20 protein-coding genes and 1 tRNA gene are annotated in these 19,198 nt (G+C 71.4%); 15 read left to right on the forward strand and 6 right to left on the reverse strand.

The features are described 5' to 3' along the window. Positions 1-136: 136 nt before the first annotated feature. The 3 genes from QSK10_RS33675 to QSK10_RS33685 form a co-directional block, all read right to left on the reverse strand. Positions 137-226 (reverse strand) — tRNA-Ser (locus QSK10_RS33675). A gap of 10 nt (positions 227-236) precedes the next feature. Continuing rightward, a complete protein-coding gene (locus tag QSK10_RS33680) occupies positions 237-986 on the reverse strand; it encodes a TetR/AcrR family transcriptional regulator (protein WP_285667612.1) in 750 nt (249 codons plus the stop codon). A 10-nt stretch (positions 987-996) separates the two neighbouring features. Beyond that, positions 997-1,395: a hypothetical protein gene (locus QSK10_RS33685; RefSeq protein WP_285667613.1), complete on the reverse strand. Its 399-nt coding sequence runs from the start codon at positions 1,393-1,395 to the stop codon at positions 997-999. A gap of 132 nt (positions 1,396-1,527) precedes the next feature. Between QSK10_RS33685 and QSK10_RS33690 the strand changes: the two genes are divergently transcribed. From QSK10_RS33690 to QSK10_RS33715, 6 genes are all read left to right on the forward strand, one after another. Beyond that, on the forward strand, positions 1,528-1,968 hold the full coding sequence (locus QSK10_RS33690) for a nucleoside deaminase (protein WP_285667681.1): 441 nt from the start codon (positions 1,528-1,530) through the stop codon (positions 1,966-1,968). 55 nt (positions 1,969-2,023) lie between these two features. Continuing rightward, positions 2,024-3,331: a cytochrome P450 gene (locus QSK10_RS33695; RefSeq protein ID WP_285667614.1), complete on the forward strand. Its 1,308-nt coding sequence runs from the start codon at positions 2,024-2,026 to the stop codon at positions 3,329-3,331. Positions 3,332-3,368: 37 nt separating this feature from the next. Next, entirely contained in the window at positions 3,369-5,051 is a 1,683-nt protein-coding gene (locus QSK10_RS33700) for a hypothetical protein (RefSeq protein WP_285667615.1), read from the forward strand. A gap of 7 nt (positions 5,052-5,058) precedes the next feature. After that, a complete protein-coding gene (locus tag QSK10_RS33705) occupies positions 5,059-6,765 on the forward strand; it encodes a serine/threonine-protein kinase (protein WP_285667616.1) in 1,707 nt (568 codons plus the stop codon). 44 nt (positions 6,766-6,809) lie between these two features. After that, entirely contained in the window at positions 6,810-7,517 is a 708-nt protein-coding gene (gene deoD, locus QSK10_RS33710) for a purine-nucleoside phosphorylase (RefSeq protein WP_285667617.1), read from the forward strand. A gap of 107 nt (positions 7,518-7,624) precedes the next feature. After that, entirely contained in the window at positions 7,625-8,803 is a 1,179-nt protein-coding gene (locus QSK10_RS33715) for an MFS transporter (RefSeq protein ID WP_285667618.1), read from the forward strand. 437 nt (positions 8,804-9,240) lie between these two features. Here the strand turns inward: QSK10_RS33715 and QSK10_RS33720 are convergent, their stop codons facing one another. After that, positions 9,241-11,184, reverse strand: a complete 1,944-nt coding sequence (locus tag QSK10_RS33720; protein ID WP_285667619.1) for a glycoside hydrolase family 18 chitinase — start codon at positions 11,182-11,184, stop codon at positions 9,241-9,243. Positions 11,185-11,373: 189 nt separating this feature from the next. Between QSK10_RS33720 and QSK10_RS33725 the strand changes: the two genes are divergently transcribed. From QSK10_RS33725 to QSK10_RS33745, 5 genes are read left to right on the forward strand one after another with little or no spacing between them, the layout of a single operon-like run. Next, on the forward strand, positions 11,374-11,763 hold the full coding sequence (locus QSK10_RS33725; RefSeq protein WP_285667620.1) for a YbaB/EbfC family nucleoid-associated protein: 390 nt from the start codon (positions 11,374-11,376) through the stop codon (positions 11,761-11,763). Then, positions 11,760-12,074, forward strand: a complete 315-nt coding sequence (locus QSK10_RS33730; RefSeq protein ID WP_285667621.1) for a WXG100 family type VII secretion target — start codon at positions 11,760-11,762, stop codon at positions 12,072-12,074. The genes QSK10_RS33725 and QSK10_RS33730 overlap by 4 nt, the downstream gene beginning before the upstream one ends. 1 nt (position 12,075) lies before the next feature. Beyond that, a complete protein-coding gene (locus tag QSK10_RS33735) occupies positions 12,076-12,777 on the forward strand; it encodes a WXG100 family type VII secretion target (protein ID WP_285667622.1) in 702 nt (233 codons plus the stop codon). A gap of 28 nt (positions 12,778-12,805) precedes the next feature. Continuing rightward, positions 12,806-13,504 carry a CdiA C-terminal domain-containing protein gene (locus QSK10_RS33740; RefSeq protein WP_285667623.1) on the forward strand — a complete coding sequence of 233 codons (699 nt, stop codon included), beginning with the start codon at positions 12,806-12,808 and terminating at the stop codon, positions 13,502-13,504. A 9-nt stretch (positions 13,505-13,513) separates the two neighbouring features. Continuing rightward, complete coding sequence (locus QSK10_RS33745; RefSeq protein ID WP_285667625.1) at positions 13,514-13,987, forward strand: hypothetical protein; 474 nt, start codon at positions 13,514-13,516, stop codon at positions 13,985-13,987. A 29-nt stretch (positions 13,988-14,016) separates the two neighbouring features. On the opposite strand, the gene QSK10_RS33750 is transcribed toward QSK10_RS33745, so the two are convergent. Then, a complete protein-coding gene (locus tag QSK10_RS33750) occupies positions 14,017-14,205 on the reverse strand; it encodes a hypothetical protein (protein WP_285667626.1) in 189 nt (62 codons plus the stop codon). A gap of 217 nt (positions 14,206-14,422) precedes the next feature. Here QSK10_RS33750 and QSK10_RS33755 point away from each other — a divergent pair, with 217 nt between their 5' ends. The 4 genes from QSK10_RS33755 to QSK10_RS33770 all read left to right on the forward strand — a co-directional run bounded on the left by QSK10_RS33755 (position 14,423) and on the right by QSK10_RS33770 (position 18,432). Then, positions 14,423-15,496, forward strand: coding sequence for an NAD(P)-binding domain-containing protein (locus QSK10_RS33755; protein ID WP_285667627.1), 1,074 nt, complete (start codon positions 14,423-14,425; stop codon positions 15,494-15,496). Between the two features lie 245 nt (positions 15,497-15,741). Then, positions 15,742-16,983, forward strand: coding sequence for a vanadium-dependent haloperoxidase (locus QSK10_RS33760; RefSeq protein ID WP_285667628.1), 1,242 nt, complete (start codon positions 15,742-15,744; stop codon positions 16,981-16,983). 148 nt (positions 16,984-17,131) lie between these two features. Beyond that, positions 17,132-17,884, forward strand: coding sequence for an MBL fold metallo-hydrolase (locus QSK10_RS33765; RefSeq protein ID WP_285667629.1), 753 nt, complete (start codon positions 17,132-17,134; stop codon positions 17,882-17,884). Continuing rightward, a complete protein-coding gene (locus QSK10_RS33770) occupies positions 17,881-18,432 on the forward strand; it encodes a hypothetical protein (protein ID WP_285667630.1) in 552 nt (183 codons plus the stop codon). The genes QSK10_RS33765 and QSK10_RS33770 overlap by 4 nt, the downstream gene beginning before the upstream one ends. Here QSK10_RS33770 and QSK10_RS33775 read toward each other — a convergent pair whose 3' ends face one another. Then, positions 18,433-19,185, reverse strand: a complete 753-nt coding sequence (locus QSK10_RS33775) for a spermidine synthase (protein ID WP_285667632.1) — start codon at positions 19,183-19,185, stop codon at positions 18,433-18,435. It lies immediately after the preceding gene. Between the last annotated feature and the right edge of the window lie 13 nt (positions 19,186-19,198).

Consider the following 19,198-nt stretch of genomic DNA (forward strand, 5'->3'; position numbering starts at 1 on the left):
CTGGGGGCTGGGGGCTGGGGGCTGGGGGCTGGGGGCTGGGGGCTGGGGCAGGGGCAGGGGCAGGGGCAGGGGCAGGGGCAGGGACTGAGGCCCGAACAAACAAAAACGCCGCCCGAAGGCGGCGTTCCCGTATACCTGGCGGTGGCGGTGGGATTTGAACCCACGGACGGGTCACCCCGTCACACGCTTTCGAGGCGTGCTCCTTCGGCCACTCGGACACGCCACCGTCGACCACCTTACTCGACGCCCTCAGCCCTCGTCGCGCGGGTATCCGCCGGCACCGAATCGGCGGGCACCGAAGCGGACACCAGATAGTCGCGAATCACCCCTTCCACCTGCCTCACCAGGGGCCGCACCACCTTCCACCGCGACAGCCCCACCAGCCTCCCCACCAGCGGCGCCGTCCGCCGCGCCAGCCCTCGCGACCGCTCCTGCCCGGCCGTCCGGTCGTACACCCAGTACAGGCACACTCCCATCTGGTAGAGCCACAGCAGCTCCGGCAGTGTCTCGCGCAGGTCGGGACTCACCCGAACGCCCGCCAGGACCTCCCGGTAAAGCGCGATCCCCCGCGACCGGGCTTCCGCCGATTCCGGCGAGAACGGCGACAGCGGGGACGCCGGGTCGGCCGCGTTGCGGAAGAACTGCCCCGCGAAGCGGTGGTAGGGCTCGGCCACGTCGAGCCAGGTGTCGAGGGTGATGGCGAGGCGCTCGGACAGGTCGTCCACGCCGGTGAGGCGGGGCAGGACGATGGCTTCGTGGGCTTCGGCCATGCGGAGGTAGAAGCCCTGGATCAGGTGGTCTTTGGAGGCGAAGTAGTAGTAGGCGTTCCCGACCGACACCCCGGCTTCGGCCGCGATCGCGCGCATCGTCGTCTTGTCGTAACCGCGCTCATCGAACAACCGCAGCGCGGTCTCGATGATCGCGCTGCGGGTGCGCTCGCCGCGGGCACGGGCACGGTCCGCGGCGGGCGGGTCGGGTTCGGTCACGGATCCGAGCTTAGAAGGCCCGGCCGGCGGGGTAGGGCGGAAGGGGATGGACGACGCGGCGGCGCTCGGTGGCCCGGGTGCGCAGGCCGCTGAGGACGGCGAGGTTGACCATGTGCAGGATCCCGACCAGGAGGAGGATGCCGCCGAGGCGGGTGACGACCGACTCCATGACGTGGCGGGGGGTCATGGTGCCCGAGCCGATGACCATGACGAGGGCCACGAACCCGAAGTTGATGAGGTAGAAGCCGACCTGGAGGAGACGGTTGATGGCCACGGCGAGGCTCTCGTTCCCCTTGAAGGCCTCGCGGAGGAACATCAGGCCGTTGCGGGCCAGGATCTGGCTGACGGTGATCACCATCCCGGCCGAGACGACCAGGTAGACGATGTAGCCGACGATGACGGGTTCCATTGGGCACTCCCCACGTGAGACGTAGTTGAACACGTTCAACCGACGCCGACTCTACGGCATTTTTGAACGTGTTCAAGCTCGGGTCCCGGTGACCGCCGTTACCCTCATCTGGTGAACCGCTACGACGCCCAGATGACGCGCGCCCTCGAACTGGCGCGCGCCGCCGATCCGCGGGACGTGCCGGTGGGGGCCGTCGTCTACGGGCCGGACGGCGTCGAGCTCGGCGCCGGGTCCAACGAGCGCGAGGCGACCGGCGACCCGACCGCGCACGCCGAGATCCTGGCGATCCGGCGGGCGGCGGCCCGGAAGGGCGACGGGTGGCGGCTGGAGGGCTGCACGCTGGTGGTGACGCTGGAGCCGTGCACGATGTGCGCGGGCGCGATCGTCCTGTCGCGGCTGGCGGTGGTGGTCTTCGGCGCGTGGGAGCCGAAGACGGGCGCGGTCGGCAGCCTGTGGGACGTGGTGCGCGACCGGCGGCTGAACCACCGCCCGGAGGTCCACGCGGGCGTCCGCGAACAGGAATGCGCGGCCGTCCTGCACGAGTTCTTCCAGCACGGTGATCATCGGGACTGATCTGGACATACCGCCGGGCGAGGTCGACACTGGGTGCATCGGAAGGAGGCCCCCTGTGACGGCTCCCCCACTGGTCTCCGGCGCGCGCCCGTTCCTCGGGCACGCCGTCGAGATGTACAAGGACGCCTACCCGCTCCTCAAACGCGGCCACCGCGAGCACGGCCGTGTGTTCTCCCTGCGCCTGGCGGGCAAGCCCGCCGTCGTCTTACTCGGCGACGAGCACGACCGCTGGCTGTTCAAGGAGACCGACCGGCTGTTCTCCATCAGCGAGGGCATGCCCTTCTTCGCGCGGATGTTCGACCCCGACATGTACTTCCTCGCCGGACCCGAGGAGTACCAGCGGCAGCGCGAGATCCTGCTGCCGCGCTTCCAGGCCCGCTACCTGGAGCACTACACGCACGTGATGGCCGACGAGACCGAGCAGTGGCTGGCGGGGCTGAAGCACGAGGGCGAGTTCGACATCATCGAGGAGTTCGGCCCGCTGATCATGCGCATTGCGGCGAAGTCGTTCCTGGGTGAGGACTTCGGGGAGAAGCTGGACACCGACTTCTTCACCGAGTTCCGGAACTTCTCGGCCGGGCTGGACGTGATCTTCCCGTCCTGGCTGCCGCTGCCGCACTTCATCCGCAGCCGCCGGGCGCGGGCGCGGCTGCACGCCTCGCTGGGCCGCCTCATCGACGAGCGGCGCGAGCACCCGACCGATCCGCCGGACTTCCTCCAGTGGCTGCTCACCGCGTCCTACATGGACGGTGAGCCGCTCCCGGACCGCCTGGTGGTCAACATCGTGCTGGCGCTGGCCTGGGTGGGCCAGGAGACGACGACGGGTCACGCGAGCTGGGGCCTGATCCACCTGCTGCAGAACCCCGACGAGCTGAAGAAGGTGGTGTCCGAAGTGGACGCCATCGCCGACGGCCCGCTCACCCTCTCCGGGGTCCGCGCGGCGCGCTACCTGGACGCCGCCCTGCACGAGACCGAGCGGCTGCGCCCGGTGGCGGGCCTGATCGCCCGGGGCGCGCTGGAGGACATCGAGGTCGGCGAGTACACGATCGCCAAGGGCGACCGGGTGTTCCTGTCGCCGTCGATCACGCACCGGCTCCCGGAGCTGTTCGAGAATCCCGAGGAGTTCCGGCCGCAGCGCTTCATCGACGATCCGAAGGCGGCGGGGCTGCTGATCGGTTTCGGCGGCGGCGTGCATCGCTGCCTGGGCGCGCGTTTCGCCTACCTGGAGATGCAGATCATCCTGACGCTGCTGCTGCGCGGGTTCCGGCTGGAGCTGCTGGACGCCGAGCCGCGCCCGGTCCCCGGCCCGGGCACGAAGTGGCCGCAGGGTCCGGTGCGGGTCCGCTACGAACGCCGGACGTAGCGCGCAAACGCTTGCCGCGTGGGACTAATCTCCCTGCATGACCGCCCCGGCCCCCTTCTACCGCGACGACACCGCGTCCGTCTTCGCCGTCACCGCACCGGGAGGGGGTCCGGCGATCATGGTCGCCGGGCATCTGCCCGTGGCGGCCTCCCGTTTCGATCCCTGGGCGCGGGCGCTGCTCGCGGTGGCCGCCGGACCGGGCCTGGCCCGGATCCACCAGGCGGCGAGGGAACCCGACGGCCGGCCGGTGCTGGTCGTGGACGCCGGGGGCGTCACGCTCGCCGAGCGGCTGACCACGTCCGGCCCGCTGCCGGTGGCCGAGGCGCACACGGCGGCGTTGTCGCTGGCCGAGACGCTGTCGCGGGTGCACGCGGCGGGTCTGTGGCACGGCGCGATCTGTCCGTCCACTGTGGTTCTCCAGGACGGCGTGCTGCTGGCCGGTTTCGACGCCTGCGCGCCCGGTCTGGCCAAACCTGTCACGGGACGCTTCGCCGCGCCCGAGGGCGCTCCGGGCCCGGCCGCCGACGTCTACGCCCTCGCCGCCACGGTCTACCTGGCGCTCGGCGGGCGGCCGGGCGAGTCGACCGCCGACCTGTACGACGTCCCGCCGCCGCTGACGGCGATCCTGCGCGCGGCCCTGGCGGCCGATCCGGCGCAGCGCCCGACGGCCGCGCAGCTGCGTCAGGCACTGACCACGGTCGGCGCCACCGAGAACATCCTGCCCACCGCGCCGCTTCCGGCCGCGCTGGTGGGTTCCGACGTCCGGCCGGTGAACCAGGCCGTCGTCAACATCAACATCGCGATCGCCGGGGCCGCCGCGGCCGGTGCGGCCACCGCCGCCGGTGTCATCGCGGGCAAGGCGCTGCCCGGGATGCTGGGGGCCGGGGCGAAGACGGGCGCGGGCCTGGCGCTCAAGATCGGCGCGGGCGCGCTGGCCGCCGCCGTGGTCGCCACCGGCGTCGCGGTCGCCATCAACGTGCTGTCGGAGGAGGAGGCCCCGGCGCCCAGGGAGCCGCTGGTCACCGCGATCCAGCAGTTCGACTTCGCCAACGCCACCTTCACCGACGCCGATCGCGGCACCACCGCGGCACTCCAGGGCGGCAAGTCCGAGCCCTTCGACTACGACAAGAGCACCGGCGGCTACCGGCTCGGCGATCCGCCGATCGTGTACGCCGACGCCGACGGCGACAACGACCAGGACGCGATGGTCATGCTGGTCCAGGAGGGCGGCAACGGCTTCTTCGAATCGGTCTACATCTGGCTGTGGCAGGACGGGAAGGCCGTGCAGATCCCGCACGCCATCGCCGACGGCGGACGCTGCGGCAGCCGCGTCGGCGCGTTCACCGGCGAGGCCGACCGGTTCCGGCTCACCCGCGACATCGTGGTCGCCACCCCGACCTGCGCGCAGCCGCAGTACCAGTCGGAGACGGTGGCGATCGGTGTCCGGCAAGGTTTCCCGGTCACCCTCGAACCCGGTTTCGGCGCCGCCGCCTCCTGCATCGTCGGCGAGTACGAGGAGGCCAAGGAGATCACCGGCTACAAGCCGCTGCTCGCGCCGGACGACTTGGCGCCCGCGGTCGGCGAGCCGGAGGAGTTCACCCGGCTGGAGGCGATCCTGCTGACCTACTCCGGCGCGGACAACACGTGGGCGCGGGTGCGAATGACCCGGACGGACGGTTCGGTCGTGTGCGGTTGGCTGCGTGGCGACCGGCTGAAATAGGACCACAATGGACGACGTGACCCCCGTCTTCACCGACGCCGCCGCCGAGGTCTTCATCGACCCGCTCGGCCTGCGCGTCGTCTCGCTCCAGCCCGCCCCGGGCGACTACGACCCCTGGGCGGCGAGGCTTTCGGCCGCCGCCGATCCGGGCCTGGCGGGCGTCCGGCACGCCGGGCGCGACGAGCACGGCCGGGCGGTGCTGGTGGTCGAGGCGGCCCCGGTGACGCTGGCGGAGCGGCTGGTGGAGCACGGCGCGATCGGCGCGGCCGAGGCCGTCCGGGTGGGACGCTCGATCGCCGGTGGGCTGGCCGCGCTGCACGCGTCCGGTCTGGCGCACGGCGCGGTGTGCCCGTCGACGATCGCGCTGGGCCGCCGGGCGTTCCTGGCCGGTTTCGACACCTTCGCGCCCGGGCTGGCGCGGCCCGGCGCGCGCAACCCGTTCGCGCCGCCCGGGGACGCCGGTCCGGCCGCCGACGTGTGCGCGCTGGCGATGACGCTGTACCGCGCGATGGGCGGGCAGGGCGCGGTGACGGCGATGTACGACGTGCCGGACGCCCTGACGGCGCTGCTCAAGGCGTGCACGGCGGCCGATCCGTCGCTGCGGCCGGGCGCGGCGGCGCTGCGGGACCTCCTGGCGGGCCTGACCGTCCCCGAGGGCACGGTCCCGCCCGTCCCGCTGTCTCCGGAGGCGGTTGGCGCCGACGTGCGGCCGCTCACCGACAAGGTCGTCTCCATCAACATCGCCGTGGCCGGTGCGGCCGCCGCCGGTGCCGCCGTCGCGGCGGGCGTGGTCGTCGGCCACGCACTGCCCGGGCTGGCGGGCGTGGGCGCGAGCGCGCAGGCGGGCGCGGCGGCGGCGAAGTCCGGCGTGGGCCTGCTGCTCACCAAGATCGGCGTGGGCGTGGTGGCCGTGGCGGTCGTGGCGACCGGCGTCGCCATCGGCGTCAACGCCTTCGGCGGCGGCGGTTCCGGGGACGACGCCCCGGCGATCGTGGCCGGGCCCTCGGCGTCGTCCAAGCCGAACGGGCCCCCGACGGCCGAGATCAAGAACTACGACTGGGCCAACGCGACCTTCCAGGGCTTCGAGGAGGACCAGGACTCGCGAGTGACGCTGTCCGGCGGCAAGGCCGACGTGTACTCCGAGACCGAGTTCATCGAGATGCCCGACGTGCCCCTGTACGCCGACCTGGACGAGGACGGCGACCTGGACGCGGTGACCATGCTCGTCCGGCACGGCGGCAACGCCGAGCCCACCACCGTGTTCATCTGGCTGTGGACGGATGGGAAGGCCGTGCAGATCCCCGGCTGGGTGGTGGGGCGCGTCCACTGCGGCGACGAGTTCGAAGCACCGGTGGTCGACGGGAACACCGTCAGAATGAAGATCTGGCGGCGCATCGCCTCGCCCATGTGCGCCCCGGACCCCAAGGACTTCGAGATCACCGAGGTCACCATCGCCGTCCGGGGCGGCTTCCCCGTCGCCTTGAACCCGTACGGCGCGGTGTCGCGCTGCCCGGCGGCGCTCTCCACGCAGCAGGTGACCGCCGTCCCGCTGGTCTGGCGAGACCCGGCCGCGCCGGCGGTGGGCACGGCGGGTGAGTTCACGTCCATCACCGCCGAACCCTCCACCGGCACCGAGCCGTGGACGGTCGCGCGCCTGGTGCGCAGCGACGGGACGGTCTCCTGCGGGTGGGCCCCGGCGTCCACGGTGTCCTAGGTTGTGAGCCACGAGACAGGCCGCCACATGGCAGGATGCGGATCATGAGTCATCACATCGGCGCCGAGCCCGGCCAGATCGCAGAGACCGTCCTCATGCCCGGCGACCCGCTGCGGGCCAAGTGGATCGCCGAAACGTTCCTGGAAGGGGCCGAGTGCTACTCGACCGTCCGGAACATGTTCGGTTTCACCGGTCAGTACAAGGGCCACCGGATCTCCATCCAGGGCTCGGGCATGGGCATGCCCTCGGCGTCGATCTACACCCACGAACTGCTCGCCGAGTACGGCGTGAAGACCATCGTGCGGGTCGGCTCGGCCGGGTCGATCCAGGACGACGTGAACGTCCGCGACGTCGTGATCGGCATCGGCGCGGCGACCGACTCCTCGATGAACACCAACCGCTTCGCCGGGCAGCTGTCCTACGCGCCGGTCGCCGACTACGGCCTGCTCAGCGCGGCCGCCGAGATCGCCGCCGGGCGTGAGGGCACCACCCACGTCGGGCAGATCCTGTCCAGCGACGTGTTCTACGGCGACTCGCTCGACACGTACAAGAAGGCCGCCGAGTACGGCGTCCTGGCCGTGGAGATGGAGGCCGCCGCGCTGTACACCCTGGCGGCGAAGTTCAAGGCGCGCGCGCTGACCATCTGCACCATCTCCGACCACATCTTCAAGAACGAGGCCCTCCCGGCCGACCAGCGGGAACGGACCTTCGGGGACATGGTGGAGATCGCGCTGGAGGCGGTCACCCGCTAGACGACGGACGGCCCGTGCGATGCGCGCGGGCTTTCCTTTTGCTCAGCGCGTCCCGCTTTCGGCAACAGAACTTGCCGTTCGGGCGTCCGCTTCCGGATCGTCGCGGCATGGAGACGACCACCGCCCCGCCCACGACCCGGCTCCCCGCCGGGGTCTACCTGCTCGGATTCAGCCTGTTCGCGATGGGGACCGCCGAGTTCCTGCTCGCCGGCGTCCTGCCCGCCGTCGCCGAGGACCTGGACGTGTCCCTGTCCTCGGCCGGGATGCTCATCACCGCCTTCGCCCTCGGCGTGGTCGTCGGCGGCCCGCCCCTGGCCGTCCTGAGCCTGCGCTGGCCGCGCCGGACCGCGCTCGTGGCGACCCAGGCGGTCTTCGCCGCCGCGATCGCCGCCGGGCTGCTCGGGAACTACCCCGTCCTGCTGGCCACCCGGGTCGTGTCCGGCGTCGCCTACGCGGGCTTCTTCGCGGTGGCCTCGGTGACCGCGATCAGCCTGGTGACGCCCGACCGCAACGCCCGCGCGTCCGGCGTCGTCGTCAGCGGCCTCAGCGTGGCGATGGTCGCCGGTGGACCCGCCGGGACCCTGCTCGGGCACTTCACCGACTGGCGCGGCGGGTTCTGGGCGGTGGTCGCGCTGACCGTCCTGGGCATCGCCGGGTGCGTGGCGGGGCTGCCCCGGCAGAGCCGCGCTTCGGCGCGTCCCGGCGTGGCGCGTGAGCTCGTCACCATGCGGCGACCGCGCCTGTGGGGGCTGTACGCGGTCACCATCCTGACCACCGGGGCGTACATGATCACCTTCAACTACCTGGCGGCCGTGCTCACCGGCGTCACCGGCATCCCCGAGGTGTGGGTCCCGGCGGTGCTCGCCCTCTTCGGCGTCGGCGCGTTCGCCGGACTGTCGGTGGGCGGCCGGACCTCCGACCGGCGCCCGCACGCGACACTGCTCACCGGGACCCTCGGCGTGGCGGTGCTGTCGCTGCTGATGGTCCCGGCCGCCGGATCGGCGTGGACGGTGGTACCGGCGGTACTGCTGCTCGGAGTGGCGGCGTTCCTGCTGAACCCGGCGATCTACGGGCGGGTCTTCGCGGTGGCCGCGGACGCGCCGACCCTGGCGGGGGCGACGACGGTGTCGGCGTTCCAGCTGGGGATCAGCTTGACGCCGGTGATCGCGGCGGTGCCGCTGGCGATGGGGATGGAGCTGACGACGGTGAGCCTGGTGGGGGCGGGAATGGCGGTTCTGGCGGTGCCGTTCGTGCTGCTGGACGGGCGGCGAGGGGCGCCCGCGTAGGGTGCGCCGGACGACCGGGACGGCGTGGGTGTCGCTCGATTGGGGAGGAGGGCCGGGGCGTCGGCCCGGCCCTTCGGGCGGGTGCGTGGGGCTTGCGGCCGTGGTTTGTCGTTTTCTCCGTTTGGTGCCCAAGGGGCTTTGCCCCCTGGACCCCCACCAGGGAACTCCGTCCCCGCCGACCCCGGGAACTCAAAACATTTCTCCCGAGCCGGAGGCGGCCTCTGTTCTTCGGCACACGGTGATTCGTGGCTCTGGGGGTTGGTTGCGCCGCTGCACGCGCGCGTCATTCTTCGACACGCGATCAAAACCCCACCCTCGCGCCCACGGCCGCCCCTCGGCCTCCGGCCTCGGGCGGCCTGTGGCCTCGCTCCCCAAGAACAAGCCCCGCCCCCGGACGTTGTCCGGGGGCGGGGTGTGGAGGAGTAAGGCTCCTACACCTATTTGAGTCCGTTATTGATGGCGGCCGTCAATGTCCCGTCGTCCCCGTCCAGGGACCAGATCATCGCGCCGCCGAGTTTCTTCGACTTGATGTACCCCATCTTGGCGGTCATCGTCGCGGTGTCATCGTACGACCAGAACTCGCCGTTGGCGTACAGCCAGATCGCCATGGCGGCGGGGTCCTGGTAACGGGTGCCCGCCTTGTTCTTGAGGACGTCGTAGTCCTCGATGCCGTTCTCGTACTTGCCCGGCGCGGGGCCGGTGCCGATCTGGTAGAGGCCGTTGTTCGCGGAGGGGACACCCGTCCAGCCCCGGCCGAAGGCGGGGACGCCCAGGACGAGCTTGGCGGCGGGTGCGCCGCGGGTGAGCCACTCGTTGATCGCCAGATCCGAGGACCACTTGGCGGGCCACGGGTCGGCGGCGGGAGAGTAGATCTGCGCCTGGTGGTTGGTCTGGTTGTCCCAGGCGCCGTGCAGGTCGTAGCCCTGGACGGTGACGAAGTCGAAGTTCGCCATCAGCTGGGGCACCTCGAAACCGGCGGTGATCTTCACCGGGTCGGCCGGCACGAACGCGGTCAGCTCGTACTTGCGGCCCTTGGTGTTGCCGTATGCGTCGATCTGCCTGCGGAACTCCGCCACCAGGGCGGTGTAGTTCTGCTTGTCCTCGGGACGCACGACGTTGCCGGTGTTGCCTTCGCTCGCCGGCCACTCCCAGTCGAGGTCGACGCCGTCGAAGATGCCCTCGGCGACACCGGCGCCGCACTGCGGCTCACCGCTGATGCAGGGCAGGTTGCCCTTCAGGTAGAGGTCGATGCAGCTGGACACGAAGGCCGCCCGGTTGGCCGGGAGGGCCGCGTTGGACAGGTACTTCGACCAGGTCCAGCCGCCGAGCGAGATCATCACCTTGAGCTTGGGGTACTTCGCCTTGAGCTTCTTGAGCTGGTTGAAGTTGCCGGCGAGGGGCTGGTTGTAGACGTCGCCGACGCCGTCGACGGTCTGCGAACCGTCGAAGCGGCGCTGGTAGTCGGCCCACGCGTCGCCGACCCCGGCCTGGTTGGCCTCGAAGCAGCGGCCCTGCTCATTGACGTTGCCGAAGGCGTAGTTGATGTGGGTCAGGTTCGCCGCCGCGCCACTCGTCACGAGGTCCTTGACGAAGTAGTTGCGGTCGTAGATGCCCCACTGGGTGAAGTAGCCGACCTTCTTGTAGGCGCCGGGGTCGCCGGGACCACCGTCGTCGGGGAGGGTCGCCTTGCTGACCTCGTTGCTGAAGCCGGACAGGTTGCCCTTGGCGTCGGTGGCCCGCACCTTGAAGGTGTAGGTCGTGTTCGGCGTGAGGCCGGAGACGACCGCCGAGGACGACGTGCCGGGCGCGGTGGTCTTCAGGGCGCCGTTCACGTGGATCTCGTAGCCGGTGACGCCCTTGTTGTCGGTGCTCGGCGTCCACGACAGCGAGACCGAGTTGGTCGTCGCGCCGGTCGCCTGGAGGTTGCCGGGAACCGTGGGCGGCTGAGTGTCGTCACCACCACCGCCACCACCGCAGTCGGCGCCGTTGATGGTGCAGTTGGTGGGCGGGGAGTTCGTGCCGGAGTAGGAAACGTTGAACCCGACGCTCAGGGTGCCGCCCGGAGCGATCGCGCCGTTCCAGCCGGCGTTCTTGACCGTGACGTCCTGCCCGCTGGTGGTGTAGGTGCCGTTCCACAGACCGGCCAGCCGGTGGCCGGTGGGCAGGGTGAACTTCAGGGTCCACGAGGTGGTCGCGCTGGTGCCGGAGTTCTTGATGGTGTAGTCGGCGCCGTAACCCGAGCCCCAGTCAGTGCCGAGCTTGTACGTGGCGGTGAGGGTTTCGGCGGCATACGCCGGCTGGGTCGATGTCGCGACGAGGACGAATGCCGTCAGGCCTAATAAGAAGGCCCGCAGCGTGGTTCGAAAGGGCGTCTTCCGCATAATTCCGTCTCCCAGGAATTAGTTAGGAACTTTTGCAGAGAAGTGATGTGAAGGTTATGACACCGTGACATCACTGTCAAGACTCCTGTCTTTTAACGGATCGAGCGCTCCGCCACCGGACCGGCGCCCACAGTGGACCTTGCGCGGCCCCACTACCGTGTCGGCTTCTTTCGCCCGAAAGGAGCCACAGTGGACGGAATTCCGGACCCGGCGGAGGCGCGCGGGAAGATCGCCGCCTGGCGAGGACGGATCGACCGCCTCGCCGCCGACACCGCCGCGATGAGCGCGCGGATGAGCGAACTCCGCGTCACCGCCACCGATCCCGGCGAGTTCGCCGAGGTCACCATCGACTCCGGAGGGTCCCTTGTGGACCTCCGGTTGAGCCCGCGCGTCGGGCGCATCCCCCACGACGAGATCGCCCGCAACGTCCTGGCCGCCCTCGACGAGGCGAAGCGCCGGCTGGCCGGGCGGTCCCGCGAGGTCATCGAGGAGACCATCGGCGGCACCGAGGCGGGCCGCGCCATCGCCGAACGCGTGCAACAACGCCTCACCCCCGAGCCGAGAGAGGAGCGCCGGTGAACTTCCAAGTGGATCCCGAAGAGCTGCGCGGGCACGCCAGGAACCTGGAATCGATCGCGGAGGGTTTCCAGGCCGTCAAGGACGCCAGCGCGCACATCGCCCAGGACGACGAGGCCTACGGGCAACTGTGCGGATGGATCTCGGCGATCCTGGAGGGCCGACACGGCAAGCAGGACGACCTGGTCGCCTCGGTGGAGGCGAACCTGCGGGCCTGCGCGCGGGCCCTCGTCCGCAACGCCGACCGCTACCGCGACACCGAGGACGGTCACGCCAAGGGCTTCGACCGCATGATCAGCGGACCGGGTGGCTGACATGACCAATGGATCACTGATCGCCCCCGTCACCTCCACCCGCAGAGCGTGGACCGGCGCGGGGCTCGCCGACGGCGTCCAGGGGCTGGTCGAGGCCATCCAGGGCGGTAGCTGGAAGCAGGGCGTGCTGGCCGGAGCCGGGCTCGGCCTGGAGATCGCCGGCAGTGTCATGGACCCCTTCTCGGCCCTGCTGTCCAACGGCATCGGCTGGGCGATGGAGTACTTCGAGCCGCTGCGGGAGATGCTCGACTGGCTCACCGGCAAGCCCGACACGGTCATGTCGCACGCGGCCACCTGGAACAACATCGCGGGGGCGTTGTTCGAGATGGCCGGAGCCCTCAAGGACTCCCTGGCCCGCGACCTCCCCACCTGGGGAGGCGAGGCCGCCGAGGCGTACCAGGCGCTCATGGCGAACAACGTGGACGCCGTCGGCGGCCTCGGCGCCACGGCCGCGGCGATGGCCGTGGCCACCGAGGGCGCCGGCGGGCTGGTGTCCCTGGTGCGCGAGATCGTCCGCGACCTGATCGCCGAACTCGTCTCGCACGTCATCGTCTGGGTGGCCGAGGCGATCTTCGTGGTGACCATCCCGGTCATCGCCACGCAGATCGCCGCGGCGGTGGTGAAGTGGTCGGGCATGGCCCTCAGCTACATCACCGCGCTCGTGGAGAGCATCCAGAACCTGAGCAAGCTGGTCGACGGGTAGGCGGCCGATGCGACGATCATGGTTGGTGATGACACTGCTGGCCATCGGGCTGGCACTGGCGAAGGGCCCGAAAGGGCCCGGTGGCGACGGCCCGGACGGCCCCGACGGCTCACCCGGCCGCCCCAAGGGCGACGGCGACGGCGGCGACGGGACCCCCGCGAAGAAGTACGGGGACGTCGACGCGAGCAAGTCGGTCTCGGACGCGCAGGCGGCGGTCGAGGGGAAGGTCGCGGCGGGGAAGCCGAAGGACTCCGACGGGGACGGGGAGGCGGACCTGCCGGGCACGACTCACATGCGGCTCACGCCGTCCAACCCGCCCGATCCGAACGCGACCCCGCGCGGCACTCCCACCGAGGTCAGGGGCAACACGGCCAAGAAGCGCGCGCTCGAAGCCGAGAACCGGGCCGCCGACACGCTCGCCAAACAGGGCTACGACGTCGAACAGAATCCGCCGCCCAAATCCAATGGCAGGGAGCCCGATTACAAGATCGAAGGCGAGTACGCCGACTGTTACGCTCCGGCCGAGGAGACATCCGTCGACAACGTGCGAACCAAGATCTCCGACAAGGTCAAGAAGGGCCAGGCCGACCGGATCGTCCTGGACATGGATGCCGCGGTGACGGCGACCCCGGAGAGCATCCGGGCCCTTCTGGATCGCAGGCCGATCAGCGGGCTCAAGGAGATCAAGATCGTCCGCCATGGCCAAGTCATCGACTTCTACCCTTAGGGAGCCGAGGTGTCCACAAGCTACGAGTTCAATACACCGTCCTACTCGGTCGCCCGCCTGTCGGAGTACTTCGGCGCGCTGCTCGGTCTGTCGAAGGCCGAGCCTCCCGCCGACTCCCCCCTCACGGGTCCCGCCTGGTGGGTCGCGCTGGCCACGACCCACGCGTCGGACGCGCCGACGGCCGCCGCTCGCATGGGAACCGGCGGCGCCTTCGCGTCGGTGACCTTCGAGCCGCGTAAGGCCCTGTCATGGGAAGAGGAGACCGCCGGGCTGAGCCGGATCATCCGGGCATCGGTCGCCCTCCTTCAGCAGGCTCCGAACGTGGCGGGCTACCTGGAGTTCTACGACGACATCGTCGTACTGGAGAAGCGCGCCGGTGGTCCGCTGGTGGTCAGCCCGCGGCTGATCGATCGCGGTGACCTGGACGACCTGGGTGTCTTCGCCCCGCTCCTGCGCGGCCTGACGGTGGCGCCGATCAACTGAACACGGGGCCGGGTTCGTCCCGGCCCCGCTCAGCAGCCTCCGTCCGCGCGTTTGCACTCGGTGCACGAACTCAGGCCGCCCACGACCGTGCACCACCGGCTCCAGTGGTGGTACTGGTCGCACCAGCAGAGTTCCATCCACGAGGTGTCGGCCTTGGCCTTGGTCGCGGGCACGAACCGGCCCAGGACGCGGTCGGCGAGACGGTTGATCGCGCGCATGCCGGTCTCCATTCGTCGAGGTTGACGTGTGTGAACCTATGTCCGGTTCCACCTCCCCGACACGGCCGTGATCCACTGGGCTTCCGCGTCCACCCTGTGGCTTCCCGGACCAACCCGCGCGGGTCCCCGGAGTCTCTTCTTTGGGTGGCGGCCGAAGGGTCGGAGACCCCCGTCACCCGCCGGAATGCCGCCCTCCTCCACCACCGTTTTCCAGGGCATGAGCTCCGAGCCGCGTCCCGTCGCCGCCGAGCTCGACGCCGTGGTCATCGGTGCCGGGCAGGCGGGTCTGTCCTCGTCCTACTTCCTGCGCCGCGCGGGGATCGAGCACGTGGTCTTCGACCACAATCCGGCGCCCGGGGGCGCGTGGCAGCACCGCTGGGACTCCCTCACCGTGGCCAACACGCACGGCGTGTACGACCTGCCGGGGCTGCCGCTGGACTTCGGGCACCTGGACCCCGCGCTGCACGCGAACTCCGCGATCCCGGCCTACTTCGGCGACTACGAGCACCGCTTCGAGCTGCCGATCCGGCGGCCGGTGAGCGTGACGGCCGTCCGCGAGCACGGGGACGGGCGGCTGCTGGTCGAAACCAGCGCCGGGGACTACGTGACGCGGGCGCTGGTCAACGCCACCGGCACATGGGAGAAGCCGTTCTGGCCGCACTACCCGGGCCTGGGCTCGTTCCGGGGCCGGATGATCCACTCGGCGGGCTACACCTCGGCGGCGGAGTTCGCCGGCAAGAAGGTCGTCGTCGTGGGCGGCGGGGCCTCGGCGTTGCAGCACCTGCTGGAGATCTCCGAGGTCGCCGCGACCACGTGGGTGACGCGCCGGGAGCCGGTGTTCTCCACCGAGGAGTTCTCCGAGGAGCGCGGGCGCATGGCGGTGGCCAAAGTGGACGCCCGGGTGCGCGCGGGCCTGCCGCCCGAGTCGGTCATCTCGGTGACCGGCTACAGCCTGACGCCCACCATCAAGGCGGCCATGGAGCGCGGGATCCTGGACCGGCTGCCGATGTTCGACCGGATCACCCCCGACGGCGTGGCCTGGGACGACGGGCGCTTCGTGCCCGCCGACGCGATCGTGTGGGCGACGGGGTTCCGGGCCTCGCTGGACCACCTGGCGCCACTGAAGCTGCGCGAGCCGGGCGGCGGCATCCGCATGGACGGCACCCGCGTGGCCGCCGACGCGCGCGTCCACCTGGTCGGCTACGGGCCGTCCGCCTCGACGGTGGGCGCCAACCGGGCCGGGCGCGCGGCGGTCAAGGAGATCCGGGCGCTGCTGGCGAACGTGAACTAACGCCGTCGGCGCAACGTGCCCGGGCATACCCCTTCCGGGCGTCAACCGAATGGCCGACCGGGCAGTTCGGCCGTCCGTCCATATTGGAGAGTCCACACAGGACGGACAATACCGGCGGAGTCCCGCGAAACCCCGGCTATAAAGGAATCCGGCCCGGGCGGTGCGCGCACCACGCGCGGCACGCCGGGGCAACGGGGGCACGCGCATGACGGGTCCCCGGGGGCAGATGACGGGGGTCACGCCACATGAGTTTCAATCCGGTCCACCACTGGAACGACGTCCTTCTCGACACCATCCGGGCGGTCGGCGGACCGCCGACCACGCTCTCCCGCGCCGGCGCGATCGTGCACGTGGCGATCCACGACGCCGCCGCGGCCATCACCCGCGAGAGCGCGACCTACGCGCTCAAGTACGCGCCACCCGGGGACGACCGGCCGCCGTCGCTGTTCGCGGCGATCAACCAGGCCGCCCACCGCGCGCTGAGCGCGCTCTACCCCGCGCGCGACTTCTCCATCGCGCTCGACGAGGCCAGCGCGCGGGTGCCGGAGAACGATCCGGTGCGCATCGTCCGCGGCGCCACCCTGGGCGCCCGGGCCGCCGACACCGTCCTGCGGCTGCGCGCCGCCGACGGGTCCGAAGTGGACGCTCCGTACACCGCCGCGCTGGAGCCGGGCGCCTGGCGCCCCACCGGTTCCGGGCCGGCCGCGTCCCCGCACTGGGGCCTGGTGAAGCCGTGGGCACTGCCCACCGGCGACCACTTCCGCCCGCGCCCGCCCGGCGACGCCGACGACTACGAGAAGCTCCTGGCGAGCGGCTTCTATCAGCGGCAGGTCGAGGAGGTCCGCGAGCTGGGCGGGCGCGAATCGCGGTCCCGTACCGAGGACCAGACGCGGCTGGCGCACTTCTGGGCCAACGACCTGGACGGCACGTACAAGCCGCCGGGGCAGCATTACGCGCACACGAAGGCGATCGCGCTGAGCTACAAGCTGCCGGTGGTGGAGAACGCGCGCCTGTTCGCGCTGCTGTCGCTGGCGCTGGCCGACGCGGCGATCGCCGCGTGGGACGTGAAGTACCTCGGCCCGGTGGACGTGTGGCGTCCGGAGACCGCGATCCACCTGGCCGGGAGCGACGGGCGTCCCGAGACCGCGCCGGACCCGTCGTGGCGGCCGCTGTCGGCCGACCGGTCCGGGGTGAGCTTCACGCCGCCGTTCCCGGCGTACGTGTCGGGCCACGCGACCTTCGCGGGCGCGTGGGCGGAGACCCTGCGGCTGTTCCTGGGCACCGACGCCGTGGAGTTCGCCGCCACCACCGACGACCCGCACGCCAAGGGCGCCGTCCGCCGCTTCAGATCCCTGACCAACGCCGCCGAGGAGGACGCCATCAGCCGCGTCTACCTGGGCGTCCACTACCGCTTCGACGCCGATGCCGGGCTGGACCTGGGCCGCTCGGTGGCCGGGCACGTCTTCGCCAACTTCCTGCCCAAGTAGGCGACCGGAGCCGGTGGGGGCGGCGCGGGGGCCCCGCCCCCACCTCCGGCTTATCAGTGAACGGGTGGCCGACGCCACCCCCGCGCGGTTCGACATCGCAGGTCAAGGTGCGACGCGCGGGATGCGCGGGTGGGGCATACTCCCCGACGTGCCGAGATCATTGGAACGACTGTCCGGCGAGGTCTGGCTCTACCCGGGCGATCCCGATCCCGCGCTGGTCCAGGGCTGCGTGGGCGTGATCGCCACGCCCGAGGGCAGCGTCGTCGTGGACGCCGGCCAGTCCCCCGCGATGGCGCGCGACGTCCAGGCCGCCATCGCCGAGGCCGGACTGCCCAAGGCGACCCACCTCGTCTACACCCACCACCACTGGGACCACACCTGGGGCGCGTGCGCCTGGGACGGCGTGGAGGTCATCGGGCACGAGACGGGCGCGGAGATCCTCGCCGAGCAGGCGAAGCTGCCGTGGAGCCCGGACTACCTGGAGGCCGAGATCGCGGCCAACAACAAGCTGGAGCCCAGCTACGGCGGGCGTCACTTCGCGATGAAGGACTGCTGGGACGGCTTCACCATCGTCCCCCCGCACCGGACCTTCACCGACCGGCTGGAGCTGCCCGGCGGCATCGAGGTCCGCCACGTCGGCGGGAACCACGCCCCGGACTCCAGCGTCGTCGTGGTCCCGGAGGCCTCGGTGATGCTGCTCGGCGACGCCTTCTACCCGCCGCCCTTCCACCTGCGGAAGATGGACGACACCACCGATCTGGCGATGATCCGCGCGTTCCTCGCCGAGGACTTCGAGTGGTACGTCGACGCCCACAACCCGCCCCGGCGGCGGCGCTCGGTGAAACTGGCGGCGGGCTTAATGACGGCCGCCGGACGCTTCCGCCGCAGGCCGCGCCCATGAGCGTCCTGCTGGTCGGGGCCAACCCCATGATCGGGCTCAAGGACGCCGAGGGCCCCACCGCGATCGCCTCGGTGTGGGTGGTCGACTGGTCGGCGCACGGCCCGGGCAACGTCCTGGTCCTGTGGCGGCGCGGGCTGCCCGTCCGCGTGCTGGGCGCGAACCTCGAACTGGCCCGCTGGCTGACCGAGGACTTCACCCGCCACTTCCCGGAGTTCCACGGCCTCGACTGGACCGTCGGCGGCCTGGAGGAGACACGGGTGACGGTGTCCCTGGACTTCGACGGCCTCGCCGTCACCGCCGGGGACGTGGCCATCGCCGCCGGGGACGTCCTGGACCGGCGCACCTTCGCCACCGACGTGTTCCCCTTCGGCGACCTGGTCCGCAAGCTGTCGCTGGTGTACATGCCGGTGACGCGCGCGGCGATCCGCGTGGGCGGCGAGGAGCTGCCCGGCGGGGTCGTGCTGGAGGGTGGGGCGGACGATCTTCCGGGAACGCAGCGGATCTCGTCGAGCGCGTTCCTGACGGCGGCCGAGGTGTGGTCGGAGTAGCTAGTCCACGAAGGGCCCGGCCCCCGCGGTGAACCCCGCCAGGGCCGGGCCCTTCAGCACGTCCCGCCCGTCGCCGGCCAGGCGCCCGGCGCCGCGTCCGGCGGCGACCACGAGGTTCCCGGCGCGGCGTCCGCGCAGCATGCCGGGTTCGCCGAGGACGGCGATCTCGCCGAAGGCCTCGCGCAGGGTCGCGGCGAAGCGGCGGCCGAAGGCCAGTGGCGGCAGGTCGGTGACGTTGGCGAGGTAGATCCCGCCGGGGGTCAGGACGCGGCGCAGCTCGGTGGCGAATCCGGTGGTGGCGACGTGGGGTGGCATCGCCGCGCCGTTGTAGACGTCGCCGACGGCCACGTCCCAGGTGCCGGGCGCGAGTCCGGCGAGGGCGGCGCGGGCGTCGTCCACGGTGACCTCGACGCCCTTGGGCAGGGGCAGGCGGGTGCGGACGAAGTCGGCGAGGGCGCCGTCGACCTCGACCACGCGCTGGGTGGAGCCCGGGCGGGTGTGGGCCACGTACCGGGGCAGGGTCATGGCGCCGCCGCCGAGGTGGAGGACGCGCAGGGGCTCGCCGCGTTTGCCGGCGGCGTCCAGGACGGCGGCGACGCGGCGGACGTAGTCGAAGGCGAGCCGGGCGGGCTCGGCGAGGTCCACATGGGACTGTTCGACGCCTTCGACGTAGAGGGTCCAGGCGCCGGTGCGCCCGGGTTCGGGTACGAGCTCGGCCCGGCCTCCGGCGACGGTCGCGGTGATGGTGTCCACGGCGTCACAGTAG

This window comes from Actinorhabdospora filicis (genome assembly GCF_030269765.1).
Classification (GTDB): domain Bacteria; phylum Actinomycetota; class Actinomycetes; order Mycobacteriales; family Micromonosporaceae; genus Actinorhabdospora; species Actinorhabdospora filicis.

What these genes read in the sequence shown, in the direction of transcription:
- QSK10_RS33715 (WP_285667618.1), top strand. Translation starts at nt 7,625, where the DNA reads ATGGAGACGACCACCGCCCCGCCCACGACCCGGCTCCCCGCCGGGGTC.
- QSK10_RS33760 (WP_285667628.1), top strand. Translation starts at nt 15,742, where the DNA reads ATGAGTTTCAATCCGGTCCACCACTGGAACGACGTCCTTCTCGACACC.
- QSK10_RS33750 (WP_285667626.1), bottom strand. Translation starts at nt 14,205, where the DNA reads ATGCGCGCGATCAACCGTCTCGCCGACCGCGTCCTGGGCCGGTTCGTG.
- QSK10_RS33755 (WP_285667627.1), top strand. Translation starts at nt 14,423, where the DNA reads ATGAGCTCCGAGCCGCGTCCCGTCGCCGCCGAGCTCGACGCCGTGGTC.
- QSK10_RS33740 (WP_285667623.1), top strand. Translation starts at nt 12,806, where the DNA reads ATGACACTGCTGGCCATCGGGCTGGCACTGGCGAAGGGCCCGAAAGGG.
- QSK10_RS33770 (WP_285667630.1), top strand. Translation starts at nt 17,881, where the DNA reads ATGAGCGTCCTGCTGGTCGGGGCCAACCCCATGATCGGGCTCAAGGAC.
- QSK10_RS33685 (WP_285667613.1), bottom strand. Translation starts at nt 1,395, where the DNA reads ATGGAACCCGTCATCGTCGGCTACATCGTCTACCTGGTCGTCTCGGCC.
- QSK10_RS33705 (WP_285667616.1), top strand. Translation starts at nt 5,059, where the DNA reads ATGGACGACGTGACCCCCGTCTTCACCGACGCCGCCGCCGAGGTCTTC.
- QSK10_RS33720 (WP_285667619.1), bottom strand. Translation starts at nt 11,184, where the DNA reads ATGCGGAAGACGCCCTTTCGAACCACGCTGCGGGCCTTCTTATTAGGC.
- deoD (WP_285667617.1), top strand. Translation starts at nt 6,810, where the DNA reads ATGAGTCATCACATCGGCGCCGAGCCCGGCCAGATCGCAGAGACCGTC.
- QSK10_RS33735 (WP_285667622.1), top strand. Translation starts at nt 12,076, where the DNA reads ATGACCAATGGATCACTGATCGCCCCCGTCACCTCCACCCGCAGAGCG.
- QSK10_RS33690 (WP_285667681.1), top strand. Translation starts at nt 1,528, where the DNA reads ATGACGCGCGCCCTCGAACTGGCGCGCGCCGCCGATCCGCGGGACGTG.
- QSK10_RS33700 (WP_285667615.1), top strand. Translation starts at nt 3,369, where the DNA reads ATGACCGCCCCGGCCCCCTTCTACCGCGACGACACCGCGTCCGTCTTC.